The organism is Microbacterium sp. SMR1, from assembly GCF_003289625.1.
In the GTDB taxonomy this organism is placed as follows: Bacteria; Actinomycetota; Actinomycetes; order Actinomycetales; family Microbacteriaceae; genus Microbacterium; species Microbacterium plantarum.
Map to the genome: position 1 here is coordinate 440963 of NZ_QMBN01000003.1, position 19539 is coordinate 460501.

15 protein-coding genes are annotated in these 19539 nt (G+C 70.8%); 6 read left to right on the forward strand and 9 right to left on the reverse strand.

The window, feature by feature from the left end; genetic code table 11:
* Nucleotides 1-38: 38 nt before the first annotated feature.
* Nucleotides 39-2828, reverse strand: coding sequence for a preprotein translocase subunit SecA (gene secA, locus DO944_RS11830; protein WP_112617338.1), 2790 nt, complete (start codon nt 2826-2828; stop codon nt 39-41).
* 160 nt (nt 2829-2988) lie between these two features.
* Between secA and DO944_RS11835 the strand changes: the two genes are divergently transcribed.
* On the forward strand, nt 2989-4314 hold the full coding sequence (locus DO944_RS11835; RefSeq protein WP_112617339.1) for a hypothetical protein: 1326 nt from the start codon (nt 2989-2991) through the stop codon (nt 4312-4314).
* Nucleotides 4315-4386: 72 nt separating this feature from the next.
* Here DO944_RS11835 and hpf read toward each other — a convergent pair whose 3' ends face one another.
* The 5 genes from hpf to mtrA all read right to left on the reverse strand — a co-directional run bounded on the left by hpf (nt 4387) and on the right by mtrA (nt 9929).
* Nucleotides 4387-5049 (reverse strand): ribosome hibernation-promoting factor, HPF/YfiA family, encoded by a 663-nt coding sequence (gene hpf, locus DO944_RS11840; RefSeq protein ID WP_112617340.1) that lies wholly within the window; start codon nt 5047-5049, stop codon nt 4387-4389.
* Nucleotides 5050-5142: 93 nt separating this feature from the next.
* On the reverse strand, nt 5143-5808 hold the full coding sequence (locus tag DO944_RS11845; RefSeq protein WP_258524705.1) for a ComF family protein: 666 nt from the start codon (nt 5806-5808) through the stop codon (nt 5143-5145).
* Between the two features lie 89 nt (nt 5809-5897).
* Nucleotides 5898-7571 (reverse strand): LpqB family beta-propeller domain-containing protein, encoded by a 1674-nt coding sequence (locus tag DO944_RS11850; RefSeq protein ID WP_112617341.1) that lies wholly within the window; start codon nt 7569-7571, stop codon nt 5898-5900.
* The gene (mtrB, locus tag DO944_RS11855; RefSeq protein WP_112617342.1) at nt 7571-9241 is read right to left on the reverse strand and encodes an MtrAB system histidine kinase MtrB; all 1671 of its coding nucleotides are present in this window, start codon (nt 9239-9241) and stop codon (nt 7571-7573) included. The genes DO944_RS11850 and mtrB overlap by 1 nt, the downstream gene beginning before the upstream one ends.
* 7 nt (nt 9242-9248) lie before the next feature.
* Nucleotides 9249-9929, reverse strand: a complete 681-nt coding sequence (gene mtrA / locus DO944_RS11860; RefSeq protein WP_112617343.1) for an MtrAB system response regulator MtrA — start codon at nt 9927-9929, stop codon at nt 9249-9251.
* A gap of 142 nt (nt 9930-10071) precedes the next feature.
* On the opposite strand from mtrA, the gene DO944_RS11865 reads away from it, so the two are divergent.
* Genes DO944_RS11865 through DO944_RS11885 form a run of 5 tightly spaced genes read left to right on the forward strand, consistent with a single transcriptional unit; the run spans nt 10072 to nt 15387 of the window.
* Nucleotides 10072-11322, forward strand: coding sequence for a glycerophosphoryl diester phosphodiesterase membrane domain-containing protein (locus DO944_RS11865; protein WP_112617344.1), 1251 nt, complete (start codon nt 10072-10074; stop codon nt 11320-11322).
* On the forward strand, nt 11319-11951 hold the full coding sequence (locus DO944_RS11870; RefSeq protein ID WP_112617345.1) for a DUF4129 domain-containing protein: 633 nt from the start codon (nt 11319-11321) through the stop codon (nt 11949-11951). Before DO944_RS11865 ends, DO944_RS11870 begins: the two co-directional genes overlap by 4 nt.
* Nucleotides 11948-13117, forward strand: coding sequence for a DUF4350 domain-containing protein (locus tag DO944_RS11875; protein WP_112617346.1), 1170 nt, complete (start codon nt 11948-11950; stop codon nt 13115-13117). The genes DO944_RS11870 and DO944_RS11875 overlap by 4 nt, the downstream gene beginning before the upstream one ends.
* On the forward strand, nt 13114-14079 hold the full coding sequence (locus tag DO944_RS11880) for a MoxR family ATPase (protein ID WP_112617347.1): 966 nt from the start codon (nt 13114-13116) through the stop codon (nt 14077-14079). The genes DO944_RS11875 and DO944_RS11880 overlap by 4 nt, the downstream gene beginning before the upstream one ends.
* A 6-nt stretch (nt 14080-14085) precedes the next feature.
* The gene (locus DO944_RS11885) at nt 14086-15387 is read left to right on the forward strand and encodes a DUF58 domain-containing protein (protein ID WP_112617348.1); all 1302 of its coding nucleotides are present in this window, start codon (nt 14086-14088) and stop codon (nt 15385-15387) included.
* Nucleotides 15388-15652: 265 nt separating this feature from the next.
* Here DO944_RS11885 and katG read toward each other — a convergent pair whose 3' ends face one another.
* The 3 genes from katG to DO944_RS11900 are packed head-to-tail and all read right to left on the reverse strand — an operon-like array spanning nt 15653 to nt 19531.
* Nucleotides 15653-17998, reverse strand: coding sequence for a catalase/peroxidase HPI (gene katG, locus DO944_RS11890; protein WP_112617349.1), 2346 nt, complete (start codon nt 17996-17998; stop codon nt 15653-15655).
* Between the two features lie 40 nt (nt 17999-18038).
* On the reverse strand, nt 18039-18476 hold the full coding sequence (locus tag DO944_RS11895; protein WP_112617350.1) for a Fur family transcriptional regulator: 438 nt from the start codon (nt 18474-18476) through the stop codon (nt 18039-18041).
* Between the two features lie 59 nt (nt 18477-18535).
* On the reverse strand, nt 18536-19531 hold the full coding sequence (locus DO944_RS11900) for a stage II sporulation protein M (RefSeq protein WP_112617351.1): 996 nt from the start codon (nt 19529-19531) through the stop codon (nt 18536-18538).
* Nucleotides 19532-19539 lie beyond the last annotated feature (8 nt).

Here is a 19539-nt window from a genome sequence, read left to right on the forward strand (position 1 = left end):
GAGCGGGCCGATCGACGATGCGTGGCCCGCTCGCCGGATCACTTCTTCTTTCCTGCGGCGCGTCGTGCGGCGCGGTTGCCCGCGTCGCCGGCGTCCTCGGCCGTGCCTGTCTTCTGGCCGAACGCGCCGCGCGGTGCGTCGGCGGGCGCCTCCTGCTCCGCGGCGTGCTGACGGGCCTTCGCCGTGGCGCTCTTCTGCACCTGACCGCGGTCGTTGCGTACCTCGACCTCGCCCGATCCGGTGTCGCTCGGGGCGGAGTATTCGAGCTTCTGCGTCTCGACGGGCGTCGGGGTGAGCCCCTTGGCGTCGACCTCGCCGCTCTCGGCGGAGCGCACCTCGACCTCGAGGTTGTAGAGGAAGCCGACCGACTCCTCCTTGATCTGGCTCATCATCGACTGGAACATCTCGTAGCCTTCGCGCTGATACTCGATGAGCGGGTCGCGCTGAGCCATGGCCCGCAGGCCGATGCCGTCCTTGAGGTAGTCCATCTCGTAGAGGTGGTCGCGCCAGCGGCGGTCGAGCACCTGCAGCACGACGCGCCGCTCGAGCTCACGCATAGCGGGTTCGCCGAGCGCCTCCTCGCGGTTCTGGTAGGCGATCTTCGCGTCGGAGAGCAGCTCCCGCTTGAGCACCTCGGCGGTGATCCGCCCCTTGTTCCCCGCTTCCGCGACGACCTCGTCGATCGTGACACCCACGGGGTAGAGCGTCTTCAGCTCGGTCCACAGAGCGTCGAAGTCCCAGCTCTCGGTGTGGCCCGACGACGTGTGGTCGTCGATGACGGCACTGATGGCGTCTTCGATGAAGTGCTGCACGCGCTCCGACAGGTCGTCGCCGTGGAGCACCTGGCGGCGGTCGGCGTAGATCGCCTCACGCTGACGGTTGAGCACGTCGTCGTACTTGAGGACGTTCTTGCGGATCTCGGCGTTGCGCGCCTCGACCTGCGCCTGCGCGCTCTTGATCGCCCGCGAGACCATCGACGACTCGATCGCGACGTCCTCGGGGAAATTCGTCCGCGCGAGGATCGCCTCGGCCGCGCCCGACTGGAACAGACGCATCAGGTCGTCCGTCAGCGACAGGTAGAACCGGCTCTCACCGGGGTCGCCCTGACGGCCCGAACGACCGCGCAGCTGGTTGTCGATTCGGCGCGACTCGTGACGCTCCGTGCCGAGGACGTACAGACCACCGGCTGCGACGACCTTCTCGGCCTCTTCGGCGACGGTCTCGCGGACCGACGCGAAGACCTCGTCCCACGCGGCCTCGTACTCCTCCGGGGTCTCGACGGGGTCGAGCCCGCGCGACTTCATCTCCTGGACGGCGAGGAACTCCGCGTTGCCGCCGAGCATGACGTCGGTACCGCGACCGGCCATGTTGGTCGCGACCGTGACGGCACCCAGGCGGCCGGCGCGAGCGACGACCTCGGCCTCACGGGCGTGGTTCTTGGCGTTGAGGACCTCGTGCTTGACGCCCTTCTTCGCGAGCAGGCGCGAGAGGTACTCGCTCTTCTCGACGCTCGTCGTGCCCACGAGCACCGGCTGACCCGTCGCGTGACGCTCGACGATGTCCTCGACTACCTGCGCGAACTTCGCGGTCTCGTTCTTATAGACGAGATCGGGCTGGTCCTTGCGGATCATCGGCTTGTTCGTCGGGATCGGGACGACGCCGAGCTTGTAGGTCGACATGAACTCGGCCGCCTCGGTCTCGGCGGTACCGGTCATGCCCGAGAGCTTGTCGTAGAGGCGGAAGTAGTTCTGCAGCGTGACGGTGGCCAGCGTCTGGTTCTCGGCCTTGACCGGAACGCCTTCCTTCGCCTCGATGGCCTGGTGGATGCCCTCGTTGTAGCGACGGCCGACGAGGATACGACCCGTGTGCTCGTCGACGATCATGACCTCGCCGTTCATCACGACGTAATCGGTGTCGCGCTTGAACAGGGCACGCGCCTTGATCGAGTTGTTCAGGAACGAGATGAGCGGGGTGTTCGCCGACTCGTAGAGGTTGTCGATGCCGAGGTAGTCCTCGACCTTCTCGATACCGGGCTCGAGCACTCCGACGGTGCGCTTCTTCTCGTCGACCTCGTAGTCGACACCCGGTTCGAGGGTGAGGGCGACGCGCGCGAACTCCACGAACCAGCGGTTCGCCTCCCCCGACGACGGCCCCGAGATGATGAGCGGGGTCCGGGCCTCGTCGATGAGGATGGAGTCGACCTCGTCGACGACCGCGAAGAAGTGGCCGCGCTGCACGAGGTCTTCGCGGCGCCACGCCATGTTGTCGCGCAGGTAGTCGAACCCGAACTCGTTGTTGGTGCCGTACGTGATGTCGGCCGCGTACTGCTCACGTCGGACCTCGGGGGTCTGACCCGAGACGATCGTCCCCGTCGTCATGCCGAGCGCGCGATAGACGCGACCCATGAGCTCGGACTGGTACGAGGCGAGGAAGTCGTTGACGGTGATGACGTGGACGCCCTTGCCCGCGATGGCGTTCAGGTAGGCCGCGAAGGTGGCCGTCAGCGTCTTGCCCTCACCGGTCTTCATCTCGGCGATGTTCCCGAGGTGGAGGGCCGCACCGCCCATGACCTGCACGTCGTAGGGGCGCTGACCCAGCGTGCGCTTGGCGGCCTCGCGGACCGCGGCGAACGCCTCCGGCATCAGCCGGTCGAGCGTCTCGCCGGCCTCGTGACGCGTGCGGAGCTCGGCGGTCTCGTTCCGCAGCTCGTCGTCGGTGAGGCGGGCGTAGTCCTCTTCGAGCGCGCCCACGGCCTTGACGATCTGCTGCAGGCGGCGCAGCACACGGCCCTCACCGGCGCGGAGCAGTTTCTCGAGAGGGTTGGCCACAGCGGATCTCCATCTGTCGGGTGCGCCGACGCCACGTCGGCCGCGCCCGCGCGTACGCACGGGCATATGGAGCCATGTTATCGGCCCGTGACCTTGGCGTCGCCTGCGAGAGACGACGACATCCCCTCCTCCGCCGACCGCCGAGACCTAGGATCGGAACATGGCTGGATTCTGGGGCAGACGCAAGCGGGAACAGCAGGACGTCGCGGACGCGGACGCGAACCTGGCACGCGAGGCCGACATCGCCCTCGTCGGGGCGGACGAGCGCCTGCGCGTCACGAGCGACGAGATGGTCTTCGCCGAGGCCGAGCTCGGCGAGGAGGCCACGGCTCCTCTGCGCGAGGCCATCGCCGCCGTGCGCCACCACCTCGGTGAGGCGTTCCACCTCAAGCAGCTCAACCACGACGAGATCCCCGACACGCCGGAAGAGGTGCGCACGCGCAACGCGCGCATCGTCCAGCTGTGCGAGTGGGCTCAGGATCTGCTCGACGACCGTGTATCGGCCCTGTCGGAGGCGATCGAGCGCGCGCGGCGGGCGCCCGAGATCCTCGCCGGCATCCGCGCCGACGTCACCACTCTGCGCGAGCGCATCGACCCCGCACGCGCCGTCATCGACCGGGTCTCGAGCCGCTATCACCCCGACGCGCTCAACCGGGTCAGCGGGAACGCGGACGAGGCCGCCGGACTCCTCGAGTTCGCCGAGCACGGGGCGGATGTCGCCGAGCGCCGGCGCGCTGCCGGCGAGCGCGGGCCGGCCAACATCGCGCTGGAGACGGCGACCGAAGCGGTGCGCCGCGCGCGCACGCTGCTCGACGCGGTCGACGACTTCGAGGTCGAAGCGCTGCGAGCGCAGTCGACGCTCGCCGATGTCGTGGCCGACTCGCGTGACGACCTCGTCGCCGCGCGGACGGCACCGCAGACCCCGGCGGTCACCACCGCGATGGCGGAGCTCCAGCAGGCGCTGACCCGCGTGAGCCCCGCCGGTTCGAAGGGCGATCCGTTCGCCGAGCTGTCGATGCTCCGCGAGAAGAACGCCGCGCTGGACGTCGCCGTCGACACCGCCCGCGAGCGGGCGGCCCGCCCGATCCCGCCCGAGAGCCACGTGCGACACGCCATCGACGACGCCGACCGACAGTTGTCCGTCGCGCGCAGCGTCATCGCCGGACACCGCGGCTGGATCGGTGCGGACGCGCGCACGCGACTGGCCGAGGCCGAGAGCCTGCGACTCGGGCTCGCCCCGGTCGGTCCGATCCCCGAGGACGATCGCGAGAAGGCGCTGGCCGACGCGCGGCGCTGCGCCGCTCTCGCCGGCGAAGCCCTGCAGCTCGCCCAGCGCGACATCGACGGCTCGCGCCCGAACGACGGCTGGGGCGGCCCCGGAGGATACGGCGGCGGCTGGGGCGGTCGCGGCAGCGGCGGCAACATGGTCGGCGGCATCCTGGGCGGTCTCGTGATCGGCAGCATGCTCGACGGCATGTTCGACTGACGGCGCGGTTTCGACCGGCACACGACGGGGGCGGATGCCGTGATGGCACCCGCCCCCGTCGTCGTCCTCAGGTCAGGACGCCAGCTCGGCCTCCGGCGGGGCGGCTGCGGTCAGCGAGATGACACCGTAGTCCCAGCCCTTGCGGCGATACACGACGCTCGGGTGGTCGGTGCGCGCGTTGATGAACAGGAAGAAGTCGTGGCCCACGAGCTCCATTCGGTCGACGGCTTCCTCGACGGTCATCCATTCAGCACCGAACTCTTTCGTGCGGATGACGACGGGCGTGTAGTCCTCTTCCTCCGCCGAGTCGCCGATGACGGGCACCTCGCCCGTCGCCACGGCACGCAGGACGTCGACCGACGCCGGTTCGACGTCGATGCCTTCCAGGGCTCCGGTTCCCTTGTCGAGCTTGGCCCCGCGGGGGTGGTTCCGCGCGTCGACCCGCTTGTCCTTGGCGCGACGCACCTGCTCGACGAGCTTGTCGACCGCGAGGTCGAGGGCGACGAACTTGTCGCCGTCCGTGGCCTCGGCCCGAACGATCGGTCCCTTTCCGGTGAGGGTCAGTTCGACGGTCTCATCATCCATGCGCCCGTTGCGGTAGGCGTGATGCGTGACCTTGATGTCGAGGCGCTGCGCACGGGGTGCGAGCGTCTCGATGCGACTGGACTTCTCTTCAGCCACCGTGCGGAAGCGATCCGTGATCCCGACTCCCACGCCGACGATGCTGGTTTCCATCCTGACCTCCTTGCTCCGGTCCGCCCGGTTCAAGGGCGGACCTTCGTTCGCCTTGGTCTCCCCCACGCTAGTGCGGCGAGCGAGCAATGTCACTCATGAACCGCCAGGAATATCTCCGACCGTCATCCGCAAGGGCGTGTCCGCGAGCACGACGGCGCCGACGACGCGTGAGCCGGCCTCGCGGAGCGCACGCTGAGCCTCGCGCAGCGTCGCCCCGGTGGTCATGACGTCGTCGACGATGACAGCGGCCGTCGTCCCGGGCCGTGCCACGAACGAGCCCGCGACATTCCGCTGCCGCTCGGCGCGGTCGAGGCGGCGCTGATCGAGGACGCGGCCGCGCACGCGGAGCCGACGTGCCGTGCGGACGTCGCCGTGCCGTGCGATCATCTCGGGCACGGCGTACCCCCGTCGTCGTAGGGCGGCCCGAGACGGCGGAACGGGAACGAGCACGGCGTCCTCCCACCCCGCATCGCGGACGAGGCCTGCCACCAGACGGCCGAGGGGGCGGCACAATCCGGTGCGGCCGTCTTCCTTGAGCGCTCGGATGATGCGTGCCGCAGCGCCCTCGTACCGCGCGAGGCTCCGGACGTCGAGACCGTCGGCATCGCGCCGGCGCGGCCGCGGCAGCTCCGCGACGCACGTCGCGCAGAGCGCGCGTCCCGGTGCGTCGCATCCGGCGCACCAGACGGGCATCAGGAGGTCGAGCGCGTCCGCGAGGTGTTCTCGCCAGGACTCGGGACGGGAGGCGATCGGCTGCACGCTTCCATGCTGTCGAGGCGCTCGCGTCGCCCCTGGCACCGAACCTCCCCGTTGTGGAAGAGACCGCCGACACGGCCGGTGGGGAGGAGTCAGCGCGGCGAACCCTGTTGGCTGGCGAGCACCCGGATGCCGCCCGCGACCGTCGGCCAGGCCTGGCCCTTCTGCGCGTAGAGCACGCCCTCGCCGTCGAGCAGCCGCACGGCGCGCAACTGATTCGTCGCTGCGATGGCGACCGGCCCCGCCGGCGCCGTGATCCGCTCGCCGAACCCGCCCACCGACTGCGAGATGACGACATCGGCGTCGCCGTCCTCGGCGAGGACCGCGATGGTCGAACCGTCGACCCAGCTCGCGTCGATGCCCGTACCCGGCAGCTGGGTCACGGTCTCACGATCGCCGAGCCCGACGGGCGAGCCGTCGTCGTCGCGGAGGATGCCGGCGATCCACAGCGCCGGGCGCGAGCCGTCGCGAACCAGGGCGGCGATGCGCGTTCCGTCCCGTGACACCTCGATGCTCGAGATCTGCGATGCGCCCGGCCAGGCGTTCGCGATGGAGACGACCGTTCCGTCCGCCCCGGTCGCCGTCAGTCCCGACGGCGCACTGGCGGGAACGCTCCAGATGAATCCCTGCGGATCGATCGTGGGGTCGATCAGGCCCGCCCGCTCGTCGACGATCTCGAAGGTGGCGTCATCGCGCGCGCGCACGACGGCACCGGCGGCCGTGCGCACAGCGGCCGCACTCCGGTCGGTCCCCACCTGGATCGACTCGGGGTCGAGGTCGGGGATGACGGTCGACAGCCCGGGCAGCGGCTCGATCTCGGAGCCGGAGAGGAACCCGAAAGCGTCTTCGGTGAGCACGGCGGGTCGGACGTCGACGCGGATAGGACGGACGTCGACCGCCTGCGCAGCGACGGGCTCACCGTCGACCGACATCTGGGCGCCGCGGATGCCGGCGGACTGGAGGCTCGCGTCGAGCTGCGCCTGCATCCGGTTGCGGGTCTCGGGCACGATCGCGAGCGCAGACTGCGACAACGGCACCTGCGCAACGCCCCCCTCGAGCGGAACCGCGCGGGTCGCGAGCTCGAGGCTCTCGGGGAACGCCGAGTACACCGCGCCGGACAGCCACGGGCTCGGGTCGCCGTCGATGAGGGCCTCGGTGATGTGGGTGGCCGCGTTGGTCGCCGGAAACCAGCGACGATCGGGCACGAGATACGTCCACGAGCGATCGAAGTACATCACGGAGTATTCGCGGAAGACCGCTTGGAACCGGGCACGGTCGAGCACGACGCCGTCGGGGGCGTCCGAGATGCGCCACTCGCCGTCCACCTCGACGAGAGCGAAGTCGAGCGGCATGGATCCGCCGTCGGTCACCGACAGCGCGCCGGACGCGTCGACCGCGGCCTCAGGGGTGATGGAGACCGTGACGGTCCCGTCGCCGGCGACGGTGTACACCCGTTCGCCGGGAAGGTCGATCGTGGCGCGCGCGGTCGGCTGCCACGACGATCGGAAGTCCGGTGCGAGGAACTGCCGGGCGGTCCCCCAGTCATCCCGAGGCCCCGACCCGGCCGCGAGGAAGCCCGCGACGATCTGCTGCGGCGTTGCTCCCGGGGGCGGATCGTCGGGCAGGAACGAGAAGTCGACCGAGCCGGCTTCCTGATCGATCGGGGCGCCCGCGACGACCGGACCGGAGGTCGGCAGCCCCGTGCAGCCCGCGAGCAGCAGCACGAACAGTATCCCCAGGACGGCGGCGACCGGGCGCAGACGCATCACGACGAGCCTTTCGCGGAACGAGGAAGGGAGATCGGCTGGGTCAGGCCCAGGTCGTCGAAGGGTACGCCATCCTCACCGGGATCGACCGGGAGCGGGGAGTGCCCGTCGAGCGGCTCGCTGCGTCGAGGGATGGTGAGCACGAAATTCGTTCCGCGCCCCAGCTCGGACCACACCGCCAGGGTGCCGCCGTGGAGCCGCGCGTCGCCGAGGGCGATCGAGAGCCCCAGGCCGGTGCCCCCGATGGTGCGCTTGCGTGACGGATCGGCGCGCCAGAAACGGTCGAAGACGCGCTCGGCGTCGGCCGGGCGCATCCCGAGGCCGTAGTCGCGCACGCCGATCGCGACCGCTCGGGCATCGCTGTCGACGCTGACGACGATCGGTCGGCCTTCGCCGTGCTCGATCGCGTTGCCCAGCAGGTTGCGGACGATCCTGCGCACGCGTCGCGGGTCCATCTCCACGGGCGAGTAGCCCCCGGGTGCCACGAGGCGCACGTCGCTGCCGTGCTGCTCCGCGAGCTGCGCCATCGATGCGATGACATCCTCCGCGAGCTGCGTCATGCTCGTCGGCTCGCTCTCGAGCTGCACCGAGCCCGCGTCGTAACGGCTGATCTCGAGCAGATCGGTCAGCAGCACCTCGAACCGGTGCACCTGGTCGTGCAGCAGCTCCGCGGCGCGCGCCGCCACCGGATCGAACTCCTCGCGCCGATCGTTCAGCATGTCGGAGGCCAGCCGGATCGTCGTCAGCGGCGTGCGCAACTCGTGCGAGACATCCGATACGAAGCGCTGCTGAACCTGCGAGAGCTCCGCCAGCTCCTTGATCTGGGACTCGATGCTGTCGGCCATCGCGTTGAAGGACCGTCCGAGGGTCGCGAACTCGTCCTCGCCGCGCACCTGCAGCCGCACCGCGAGGTCTCCCGCCGCCAGTCGCGAGCTGCTCTCGGCGGCCTGGGCGATCGGCTCGGTGACCGAGCGCAGCACGATCCACGAGATCGCGCCGATGAGGACGACCAGCCCCACGCCGACGATCCACAGCGTGATCTGGACGAAGCCGAGCGTCTGGGCCTCGCTGGCGAGGTCGTACCCGAGATACAGCTCGTAGGCGCCTACCTCCGGCAGCACGATCTGCTGCCCGACGACGATGCCCGGCACCTGCCCGCCGCCGGAGACGGCGAAGCCGACGGGCTGCCACCACTGCAGCTCGTCGTCGCTCTGCACCTGTGCGCGAAGCGCGTCGCTGATGCGGTCGGCCGGGAGACCCGCCGAGTCGAAGTCCTGCGGCGCGATGGCGGACGGTTCCGAGGAGATCCGGAAGGCGGCGATGCGATCGGTCGAGGACTGCCGCTGGATGGACGTGCGCACGCTCTCCATCAGGTTGTCGACCGCGACGACATCGCCCCCGACCTCGGCGGCATCCAGGGTCGCCTGCGCCGACTGGGTCGCGCGCTGAGCCTCTCCGAGGAGTTGCGAGGTGCGCGACTCGAAGAGGTCGTTTTGAATCGCCAGCGACATCCACACCAGCGCCACGGTGATCGTCAGCGCCGTGGCACCCAGCGTGATCGCGACGGTGCGGAACCGCAGCGATCGTCGCCAGGTCCGGGCGAGCCGCCGCCCCCAGGACCGCCAGCCGTGCGTCGCGACCGTCGCCGTCGTGACGGTGCGGATGGGCATCGGCGCGTCAGATGACGGCGCCGGCGCGATAGCCGACACCGCGGACGGTCGTCACGATGCGCGGGTTGTCGGGGTCGATCTCGACCTTCGCCCGCAGCCGCTGCACGTGCACGTTCACGAGCCGCGTGTCGGCCTTGTAGTGGTAGCCCCACACCTGCTCGAGGAGCATCTCGCGCGAGAAGACCTGCTGCGGCTTCGAGGCAAGCGCGACGAGCAGCTCGAACTCCAGCGGCGTCAGCGCGATGGCGTCGCTGCCGCGCCGCACCTCGTGGCCCTCGACGTCGACGACGAGGTCGCCGATGCGCAGCGACTCGGAGGCCGACGCGACGGCGGGGCGCAGGCGCGTGCGGATGCGGGCGACGAGTTCCTTGGGATTGAACGGCTTGACGATGTAGTCGTCGGCGCCCGACTCGAGCCCGCGCACGACGTCGGCCGTGTCGGTGCGCGCGGTCAGCATGATGATCGGCACGCCCGACTCCGCACGCACCTGCGTGCAGATCTCAATGCCGTCCACGCCGGGGAGCATGAGGTCGAGGAGGATGAGGTCGGGTTTCTCGGTGCGCCAGGTCTCGACAGCCGCCGCGCCGTCGGCGCAGAAGACGGTGTCGAACCCCTCGGTGCGCAGCACGATGCCGATCATCTCCGCCAGTGCGGTGTCGTCATCGACCACCAGGATGCGAGAAGTCATGGGCGGCGTTCGTCTTTCGGCTCGGGCTCGCGCGCGACGTGCGCGTATTCACCGTACCCGACCCACGGACCCGCGACTCCGGATGCCGCGCCCTCGTGTGACACGATGGGTTCGACCGAGCCGACTGTTCCAGGAGTGCATCGTGACGTCATACCCCGCGTGGACGCCGGCGCCGCGTCCCGGCATCATCCCGCTTCATCCGCTCTCGTTCGGGGTGATCCTGGGCCGTTCGTTCTCCGCCCTGCGGCAGAACCCCAAGGTGCTGCTGGGCTTCGCGCTGGTCGTGCAGACGGTCGCGATCCTCGTCGCCACTGCCGGCATCGTCGCGGTGGGCTTCGCGACGTTCGGCCGACTCGCGTCGCTGCGCCCCGGCACCGACGAGTTCGAGACGGTCCTGGCTGGGTCCATCGCGATCAGCGGGGCGACGGCGCTGGTGCTGTCGCTGGCCTCCGGCGCGCTCGGCGTGCTCGTGCAAGGCGTCGTGGTCAGCGAGGTGGCCCATGCCGTCGTCGCCGAGAAGCACACGCTCGGCGCGCTGTGGCAGCGGGTGAAGCCGGTGGCGTGGCGACTGATCGGATACTCGGCTCTGGTCTTCCTCATCGTGGCCGTCGTCATCGGCGTCCTCGCCGCGGGCGTCATCGGGCTCGCCGTGAGCGTGGGGCCGGCGGCGATCGTCCTCGCCATCCTCCTGGCCTTGTCGGCGATACCGCTCAGCCTGTGGCTGAGCACGAAGCTGCTGCTGGTGCCCTCGGTCATCGTCCTCGAGCAGGCGAGCGTCTTCGGGGCGATCGGGCGATCCTGGCGGCTCACCCGCGGCCGGTTCTGGCCGACCCTCGGGATCATCGTCATCATCTCGACGAGCTTCGGCATCCTCGCGCAGGTCATCAGCGTGCCCTTCTCGTTCGTCACGATGGGGCTGACATCGGTCATCACTCCCACCGGCGACCCCGAACCCGGCCAGATCATCGCCCTGCTCGTCGGCACGCTGTTCGCCCAGGCGTTCGTCACTCTCATCCAGACCATCGCGGTCATCGTCCAGTCGACCGCCGGCGCGCTCGTCTACATCGACTGCCGGATGCGCCGCGAGGGACTCGACCTCGATCTGTCGGCGTACATCGATCAGCGCGATGCCGGCACCCCCGCGCCCGATCCGTATCGCCGGAACGTGGGACGCACGATGGACGGACGCTGGCAGCAGCCCGCGGCCTATGCCGGCACGCAGCCCGGCTACCCGCCGCCGCCCGCGCAGTACCCCGGCTATCAGCCCGTTCAGTCCCCGCCCGCTGGATCGCCCGCGCCGCAACAGCCCGCCACGGCCGCCGAGCCCGCCGTCGCACCGGCGGACCGCCCGTCGTCGACCGACTGGACCGCTCCGGGCGCTGACCGCGCATGAGGCTCTTCGCCACCCCGATCGCGCCCGACCCGGACGAAGCCCGTCGATGGGCGGAAGAGGAATTGTCGAAGACCGCGTACCAGGAGGCCGAGCCCACCCCGATCGACCGCTTCGCGCGCGGCGTCATCGACTTCTTCGCGGCTCTCTTCAGCGGGCAGGTACCCGCGACGCTCGGCCCGTGGCTCGCGGTCGGCGCGATCGTGGTGCTGCTGGTGCTGGTCGCCGCGGCGATCCTCATCTGGGGGCGCCCCCGCGCAGTCGTCCGCTCGCGGTCGAGCGTGCCGCTCTTCGGCGAGGACGAGACGAGAAGCGCCGCTCAGCTGCGCTCGGACGCCGAGGATGCCGCGCGCCGCAGCGCGTGGGACGAGGCCATCGTGCTGCGCATGCGCGCGCTCGCCCGCGGACTCGCCGAGCGGACCATCGTCGACCCGGCCCCGGGCACGACCGTGCATCGCTTCGCTGCGGAGGCGGGGCGCGCCTTCCCGGCAGAGACCGTGGAGCTCGAAGCGGTGGCCCGGACCTTCGACGACGTTCGCTACCTCCGACGCCCGGGAACAGCCGAGGGCTACGCCGCCGTGCGCGCCCTCGATGAGCGACTGGCCGGCGCGCGGGTCGAGGTGCCCGTATGAGCGCGGGGGTCGCGACGCCGCCCGTCGGCCGTCGATCGCGCTCGGTGCTCGGCTGGGCGGCGGTGACCACCGGCCTTCTCGTCGCCGGCATCGCCGTCGCCGCCATCGCCGGCATCAACACCATGCCGGCACAGGGCCTCCTCGATCCGGAGGCCGCGGGGCCGGAGGGCTCGCGCGCACTGGCCGAACTGCTGCGCGATCGCGGCGTCGAGGTCGAGATCGCCCGCGACCGCACGGCCGCCCTCCAGGCGCTCGAGGGCGGCGACGCGACGCTCGCGATAGCCGACACCGCACCCCTCGATGACGACGACCTCCGGGAGCTGCGGGATGCCGCGTCCGGCGTCGTCCTGCTCGAGCCGCGCACCCGCGATCTGCGTGTGCTCCTCGGAGACCCGCGCAGCGCCGGCTTCGGCGACGGCTCAGCCGCCGCACCCTCGTGCGACCTGCCCGCCGCCGCCGTCAGCGGACCGGTCCGGCCGGGCGAGGTGTTCACCGGAGAGGGAGCAGACCGGACCTGTTACGCGGCCGGCGACGGCTACGGCCTCATCGTCTCAGGCCGCGGCGCCGACACCGTCGTCGCTCTGGACGCGACCGCGCTGCTGGTCAACGAACGGCTCGCCGAAGCGGGCAACGCCGCGCTCGGCCTGAATCTGCTGGGCGGCACCGGCACCGTCGTGTGGTACCTGCCGTCGATCGGTGACGGTTCTCTCACAGCCGCGCCGTCGCTGGGTGAGCTCACGCCTCCCTGGGTGACACCGTCGATTCTCCTGCTCGTCGCCTCCGCCGTGGCGGCCGCCATCTGGCGGGGCCGGCGCTTCGGCCCGCTCGTGGCGGAGAATCTGCCCGTCACCGTCCGCGCGTCCGAGACCACCGAGGGGCGGGCACGCCTGTACGCCGCGTCAGCCGACCCCGTGCACGCGCTCGACCAGCTCCGCCGCGAGACGTTGCGCCGCATCGCGCGCCTGCTGGGACTCGGCGCCGCAGACGCCGGCGCGATCGCCGATGCCGCGGCGAGCCGCATCGGAGACGATCGCGCGCGCGTCCGCGGCATCCTGCTCGATGACCTCCCCCGTAACGATCGCGACCTCGTCGACGCCGCCGACCGTCTGCGCGAGGTGGAAGCAGCAGTCCTCCGATCCGTCCGTCCCGAAAGGAACACCCCATGAGCGAGACCGCACCCGGCGACCTGCGCGAGGCGATGAACCGCGTCCGGCTCGAGGTCGGCAAGGCCGTCGTCGGACAGGACGGGGCCGTCACGGGCCTCCTGATCGCGCTTCTCGGCCGCGGACACGTGCTGCTCGAGGGCGTGCCCGGCGTCGCCAAGACGCTGCTCGTGCGCACCTTCAGCCGAGCGGTCGGCCTCGACACCGCCCGCATCCAGTTCACCCCCGACCTCATGCCGGGCGACGTCACCGGGTCGCTCGTCTACGACGCCCGCGCCGGGGAGTTCGAGTTCCGTTCCGGACCCGTCTTCACCAATGTGCTCCTCGCCGACGAGATCAACCGCACGCCGCCGAAGACGCAGGCCGCGTTGCTCGAGGCCATGGAGGAGCGCCAGGTCTCGGCCGACGGCGTCTCGCGTCCGCTGCCCGATCCGTTCCTCGTCGCCGCGACGCAGAACCCGGTTGAGCACGAGGGCACCTACACCCTGCCCGAGGCCCAGCTCGACCGCTTCCTGCTCAAGCTCGTGATCGACCTGCCCGCGCGCGACGACGAGATCACCGTGCTGCGCCGCCACGCCGACGGCTTCCGACCCGGATCCCTCGAGAGCGCGGGTGTGTCGGCGGTCGTCACCGCCGCCGAGATCCGCGCCGCCCAGCAGGCCGCGGCCGCGGTGGCGGTTTCCGACGACGTCCTCGGCTACGTCGTGGATCTCGCCCGGGCGACCCGGCAGTCCCCGTCCGTCCAGCTGGGCGCGAGCCCGCGTGCCGCGACCGCGCTGCTCGCCGCCGCCAAGGCGTGGGCCTGGCTGGGCGGCTACCCGGCGATCACGCCGGACCACGTGCAGACGATGCTCGTTCCCGCGTGGCGCCACCGGCTGCAGCTGCGCCCGGATGCCGAGATCGAGGGCGTCTCCGCGGACACGATCCTCAGCTCCGTGCTGCAGCAGACCCGCGTACCGATCTGAGGCGTCGTGTACCTCTCCGGCCTGTTCGTGCTGCTCGTCGCCGCCGGCGTCGTGCCCGTCGTGCTCGCCCCCGCGGCGGGGCTCGATGCGGCGTGGGCGGCGCTCGCGTGGATCGGACTGTGCCTCGTCCTCGCCACCGTCGACGTCATAGCCGCCGGACCGCTGCGCACCGTTGAGATCGAGCGTCGCATCCCCTCACGCGCGCGGGCGGGCGAGCCCGTCGAGACGAGCATCCTGTTGCGCAATCGCGGGGCCCGCGGCATCCGTGGTCTCCTTCGCGACGGCTGGCAGCCGACTGCCGGTGCCGGCGACGCGCGCGCCGCCGTCGACCTTCCTGCGGGTGAGCGCAGAGCTGTCGCCATGCCGCTCCTCCCCCAGCGCCGGGGCGAGCTGCGCTCGGCGTTCGTCGCGCTGCGCAGCCGCGGCCCGCTGGGGCTCGCGGGGCGGCAGCGGGTGATCGCGGCACCGGGTGCGCTGCGCGTGCTTCCCCCGTTCGCCTCGCGTCGGCATCTGCCGTCGCGGCTCGCCCGGCTGCGCGAGCTCGACGGCAACACGAGCGTCCAGGTGCGCGGGCGCGGCACGGAGTTCGACAGCCTGCGCGAATACGTGCGAGGGGACGACGTCCGCTCCATCGACTGGCGCGCGACCGCCCGCGCCGGGACGACGATGCTGCGCACCTGGCGTCCGGAACGCGATCGACACGTCGTGATCGTCATCGACACGGGCCGCACCAGCGCATCGCGCGTGGGTGACGGTGTCCGTCTGGATGCCGCGATGGAGTCGGCGCTGCTGCTCAGCGCCCTCGCCCAACGTGCCGGCGACCATGTCCATCTGCTCATGTTCGACCGTGCTCGGCGCGCGCGAGTCACCGGCATCGACGGCCCGCGGTTGCTGCCTGCCCTCGTGGACGCGATGGCACCGGTCGAGCCGACGCTCATCGACACCGACTGGAACGCCGTCCTCACGGAGGTGCGTGCGCTGACGTCGCGGCCCTCTCTCGTGGTGCTGCTGACCGCGCAGGATGCCCCCGATGCCGCCCGGGGTTTCCTCGGAGCCCTGCCATCGTTGACGGAGCGCGCCACCGTCCTCGTCGGGTCGGCACAGGATGCACCCGAGCCTGCGCCGGCTGAGCGTACCGCCGAGGACGTCTACCGAGAAGCCGCGATCGCGCACGCCACGCGTGATTCGGAGTCGGTCGCGGCGGCGATCCGTCGCGCCGGCGGCGCCGCCCTCAGCGCGACGCCCGACGTGCTGCCCCCCGCGATCGCCGACCACTACCTCGCACTGAAAGCCGCCGGCCGCCTCTGACCCGAACCCGCAGCCGTGCTCTACCCCGGGCCCCGCGTTGCGGCATCCCCTTCACCTGGCAGCTCGCGCCCTCTCGCGCCTCAAGTTTGGGCACCAACTGCCAACCCAAACCCGCAGCCCCTGCTCACCTGGCAGCTCGCGCCCCCTCCCGAGCCGGGTTCGGGCACCAACTGCCAACCCAAACCCCAACCCGAACCAGCGCGAGCAGCGACGACGAAGGCCCGCCCCGGGGAATCGGGACGGGCCTTCGCAGGGATGCTGCGGGTCAGCGCAGGTCGAACCGGTCGAGCTCGGTGACCTTGGTCCAGGCGGCGACGAAGTCGCGCACGAACTTCTCGCTCGCGTCATCCGAGGCGTACACCTCGGCGATGGCGCGCAACTCCGAGTTGGAGCTGAACAGCAGGTCGACACGCGTGCCGATGCCGATCTCCGAACCGTCGGCGTTCACGCCGCGGAAGGCGTGCGAGCCGGGGTCGAGCGGCTTCCAGGTGGCGCCGAGGTCGAGCAGCTTCACGAACACGTCGTTCGTCAGCACGCCCGGACGCTCGGTGAACACGCCGAACGACGATCCGTCGTAGTTGGCTCCCAGCGCGCGAAGGCCACCGACGAGCACGGTCATCTCCGGAGCGCTCAGCGTCAGCAGGTTCGCCTTGTCGATCAGGTGGTGCTCCGCCGGCAGGAACGCGTTCGGGCCGTAGTAGTTGCGGAACCCGTCGGCGACCGGCTCGAGGTGACTGAACGACAGCTCGTCGGTCTGCTCCGCGGTGGCGTCGGTGCGTCCGGGACGGAAGGGAACCGTCACCTCGACGCCGCCGTCGCGCGCGGCCTTCTCGACACCGGCGTTGCCCGCCAGCACGAGGAGGTCGGCCAGCGAGACCTTCTTGCCGCCGGCACGGCCGTCGTTGAACGACGCCTGCACGCTCTCGAGCACGCCGAGCACGCGCTGCAGCTGGGCCGGGTTGTTGGCCTCCCAGTCCTTCTGCGGGGCGAGACGGATGCGGGCGCCGTTGACGCCGCCGCGCTTGTCGCTGCCTCGGAACGTCGAAGCCGCGGCCCACGTCGTCGAGACGAGCTCGCTCACGGTCAGGTCGGTCGCGAGGATGCGCGCCTTGAGGTCGGCGGCATCCGCGTCATCGATCAGCTCGTGGTCGACGGCGGGCAGCGGGTCCTGCCAGATGAGCTCCTCCTGGGGCACCTCGGGTCCGAGGTAGCGGGCGATGGGGCCCATGTCGCGGTGCGTGAGCTTGAACCAGGCGCGGGCGAACGCGTCGCCGAAGGCCACCGGGTCGTCCTTGAAGCGACGCGAGACCTCGTCGTAGGCGGGGTCCATGCGCAGCGCGAGGTCGCTCGTGAGCATGCGCGGCTCGCGGCGGCCGTCGGAGTGCGCGAGCGGCACCATGTCGGCACCGGCACCGTTGACGGGACGCCACTGGTGTCCGCCGCCGGGGCTGCGCATGAGCTCCCAGTCGTAGGCGTAGAGGATGTGGAAGAACTCGTTGTCCCAGCGGGTGGGGTGATACGTCCAGGTGACCTCGAGGCCCGACGTGATCGTGTCGTCGCCGTGGCCGGTGCCGAAGTTGTTCTTCCAGCCCAGGCCCTGCATCTCGACGCCCGCGGCCTCGGGGTTGTCCTCGAGGTTCGAGTCGGGGGCCGCGCCGTGGGTCTTGCCGAAGGTGTGGCCACCGGCGATGAGGGCGACGGTCTCCTCGTCGTTCATGCCCATGCGGCCGAACGTCTCACGGATGTCGCGGGCCGACTTCAGCGGGTCGGGCTCGCCGTTCGGACCCTCGGGGTTGACGTAGATGAGGCCCATCTGCACGGCGGCGAGGGGCTTCTCGAGGTCACGGTCGCCGGAGTAGCGCTCGTCGGCGAGCCACGTCGTCTCGGGGCCCCAGTACACGTCGTCGTCCGGCTCCCAGACGTCGGGACGGCCGCCGGCGTAGCCGAAGGTCGAGAAGCCCATGGACTCCAGCGCGACGTTGCCGGCGAGGATCATGAGGTCAGCCCACGAGATCGACTGGCCGTACTTCTTCTTGACGGGCCACAGCAGGCGCCGAGCCTTGTCGAGGTTGACGTTGTCGGGCCAGCTGTTCAGGGGGGCGAAGCGCTGCTGGCCGGCCCCACCGCCGCCGCGGCCGTCGGTGACGCGGTACGTGCCGGCCGAGTGCCAGGCCATACGGATCATGAGCGGGCCGTAGTGACCGAAGTCGGCCGGCCACCAGTCCTGCGACGTGGTCAGGACCTCTTCGATGTCCTTCTTCACGGCGGCGAGGTCGAGCGACTCGAACGCGGCCTTGTAGTCGAAGTCCTCACCGACGGGGTTGGCCACGGCGGGGTTCTTCTTCAGGATGCGCAGGTTGAGCTGGTTCGGCCACCAGACGTGGTTGGCGTTGCCGACCGTCGGGTGAGGCTGTCCGCCGTGCGATCCGTGGCCGTGCCCCTGTCCCTGCTCGCCGCCGTGGATGACGGGGCAGCCGCCGGCGTCGTTGGAACGCGGCCGGGTCTCGCCGTCGGCGCGCTCGTCTTCGGGTGTGTCGATGGGGGTGACCGCCTGGTCGGTGTCGGTCACGTCCTCGCCGATGGGCGCGGACTGCTGGTCGCGATCGCTCATGGGGATCCTTCCGTTGGGGGTTTTCGGGAGAGAGAGAAGATCAGGATGCTGCCGGGGGCGCGGATGCGGCGCACGCCGCACACCGACCCCAGTAGGTCACCTCGGCCGAGGCGACTTCGAACCCGTGGTCGTCGGACGGCTGCAGGCACGGCGTGTGCCCGACGGCGCAGTCGACGTCTTCGACCCGGCCGCACTCGGTGCACACGAGGTGGTGGTGGTTGTCGCCGACGCGCAGCTCGAACAGCATGGAGCGGCCGGCGGGCTCGATGCGCCGAGCGAGACCGGCGTCGGCGAAGTCATTGAGGGCGTTGTACACCGACTGCCGACTGGTCTGCGGCATCCGCTGGACGACGGCCGCATAGACCTCGTCGGCACTGGCGTGGGGGCTCGCATGCAGAGCGTCGTAGACGGCGGAGCGGGACTCGGTCACACGCAGACCGAAGGCGCGGATGGCCTCGGGAGCGGTCGCGATCGTCATGCCCCGATCGTATCCGGCATTTTTGATCAGATCAAATTAAGCCGCGGTGAACGCGCTCGTCAGCCCGCGACGAGACGCGGGGTGCCGGCCTCGTATTCGGTGAGATCACCGGTCTCGCCCCGACGAGCCGCGACGCGGCCCAGGCCCAGCATGTATGCGAGGAACACGGCGAGGGCCAGTGCACCGATGCCGATCTTGATCGGCCACGGCCAGGGCTGACGTGTCACGAAGCCCTCGACGAGCCCGGAGAGCGCGAGGGCGATGATCAGTCCGATCGCCACCGTCGCGAGGGATCTGCCGGCGGCTGCGAGCGCCTCGCCGCGGCTGCGCCGGCCGGGCGCGACCCACGCCCAGAAGATGTGCAGCCCCGTCGCCCCGGCCACGAAGATGCAGGTCAGCTCGAGCAGGCCGTGCGGTGCGATGTGCAGCAGGAAGACGTCACCGCGGTCGAACGAGATGAGGATCGCCGCTGCCTGACCGATGCTGACGGCGTTCTGCATGAGCACCATGACCGGCCACAGGCCGGTGATCCCGAACAGCACGCATTGGGCGGCGATCCACGCATTGTTCGTCCACACGGTTCCCGCGAACACCGCGGCGGGGTTCTCGCTGTAATAGGCGGTGAAGTCGTTCTCCGCATACTGCTCGAGCTGCGCCTGCGAGCCGAGGGCGGCGACCGCGGCCGGATCGCCCGAGACCCAGAAGGCGACGAGGGCACTGATCACGACGAAGCCGACGGCGACCGCCAGCGTGGTCCAGCGCACGCGGTACAGCGCGGCCGGCAGCTGCTGCAGGAAGAAGCGGGGCAGCTGCCGGAGCACGTTCTCGGGGGCTCCGGTCAGCCGCAGACGTGCGCGCGACAGGATCATCGAGAGCCGATCGCCCTCGACGCTGCGACCCGCCGAGGTCTTGATGTCGGCGAGATCGGCCGACGCCGCGCGATAGCGGGTGACCAGCTCGTCGACCTCGTCGCTCGACAAGCGGCGGGCGCGGCCGAGCGCGTCGAGCCGATCCCATTCGGCGCGACGCGCGGCGACGAGGGCGTCGAGGTCCATTTGCTTAA

Excerpts from the sequence above, each read along its gene's own strand:
- DO944_RS11835 (WP_112617339.1), top strand. The coding sequence starts at position 2,989 with ATGGCTGGATTCTGGGGCAGACGCAAGCGGGAACAGCAGGACGTCGCG.
- hpf (WP_112617340.1), bottom strand. The coding sequence starts at position 5,049 with ATGGAAACCAGCATCGTCGGCGTGGGAGTCGGGATCACGGATCGCTTC.
- DO944_RS11850 (WP_112617341.1), bottom strand. The coding sequence starts at position 7,571 with ATGCGTCTGCGCCCGGTCGCCGCCGTCCTGGGGATACTGTTCGTGCTG.
- mtrB (WP_112617342.1), bottom strand. The coding sequence starts at position 9,241 with ATGCCCATCCGCACCGTCACGACGGCGACGGTCGCGACGCACGGCTGG.
- mtrA (WP_112617343.1), bottom strand. The coding sequence starts at position 9,929 with ATGACTTCTCGCATCCTGGTGGTCGATGACGACACCGCACTGGCGGAG.
- DO944_RS11870 (WP_112617345.1), top strand. The coding sequence starts at position 11,319 with ATGAGGCTCTTCGCCACCCCGATCGCGCCCGACCCGGACGAAGCCCGT.
- DO944_RS11875 (WP_112617346.1), top strand. The coding sequence starts at position 11,948 with ATGAGCGCGGGGGTCGCGACGCCGCCCGTCGGCCGTCGATCGCGCTCG.
- DO944_RS11880 (WP_112617347.1), top strand. The coding sequence starts at position 13,114 with ATGAGCGAGACCGCACCCGGCGACCTGCGCGAGGCGATGAACCGCGTC.
- katG (WP_112617349.1), bottom strand. The coding sequence starts at position 17,998 with ATGAGCGATCGCGACCAGCAGTCCGCGCCCATCGGCGAGGACGTGACC.
- DO944_RS11895 (WP_112617350.1), bottom strand. The coding sequence starts at position 18,476 with ATGACGATCGCGACCGCTCCCGAGGCCATCCGCGCCTTCGGTCTGCGT.
- DO944_RS11900 (WP_112617351.1), bottom strand. The coding sequence starts at position 19,531 with ATGGACCTCGACGCCCTCGTCGCCGCGCGTCGCGCCGAATGGGATCGG.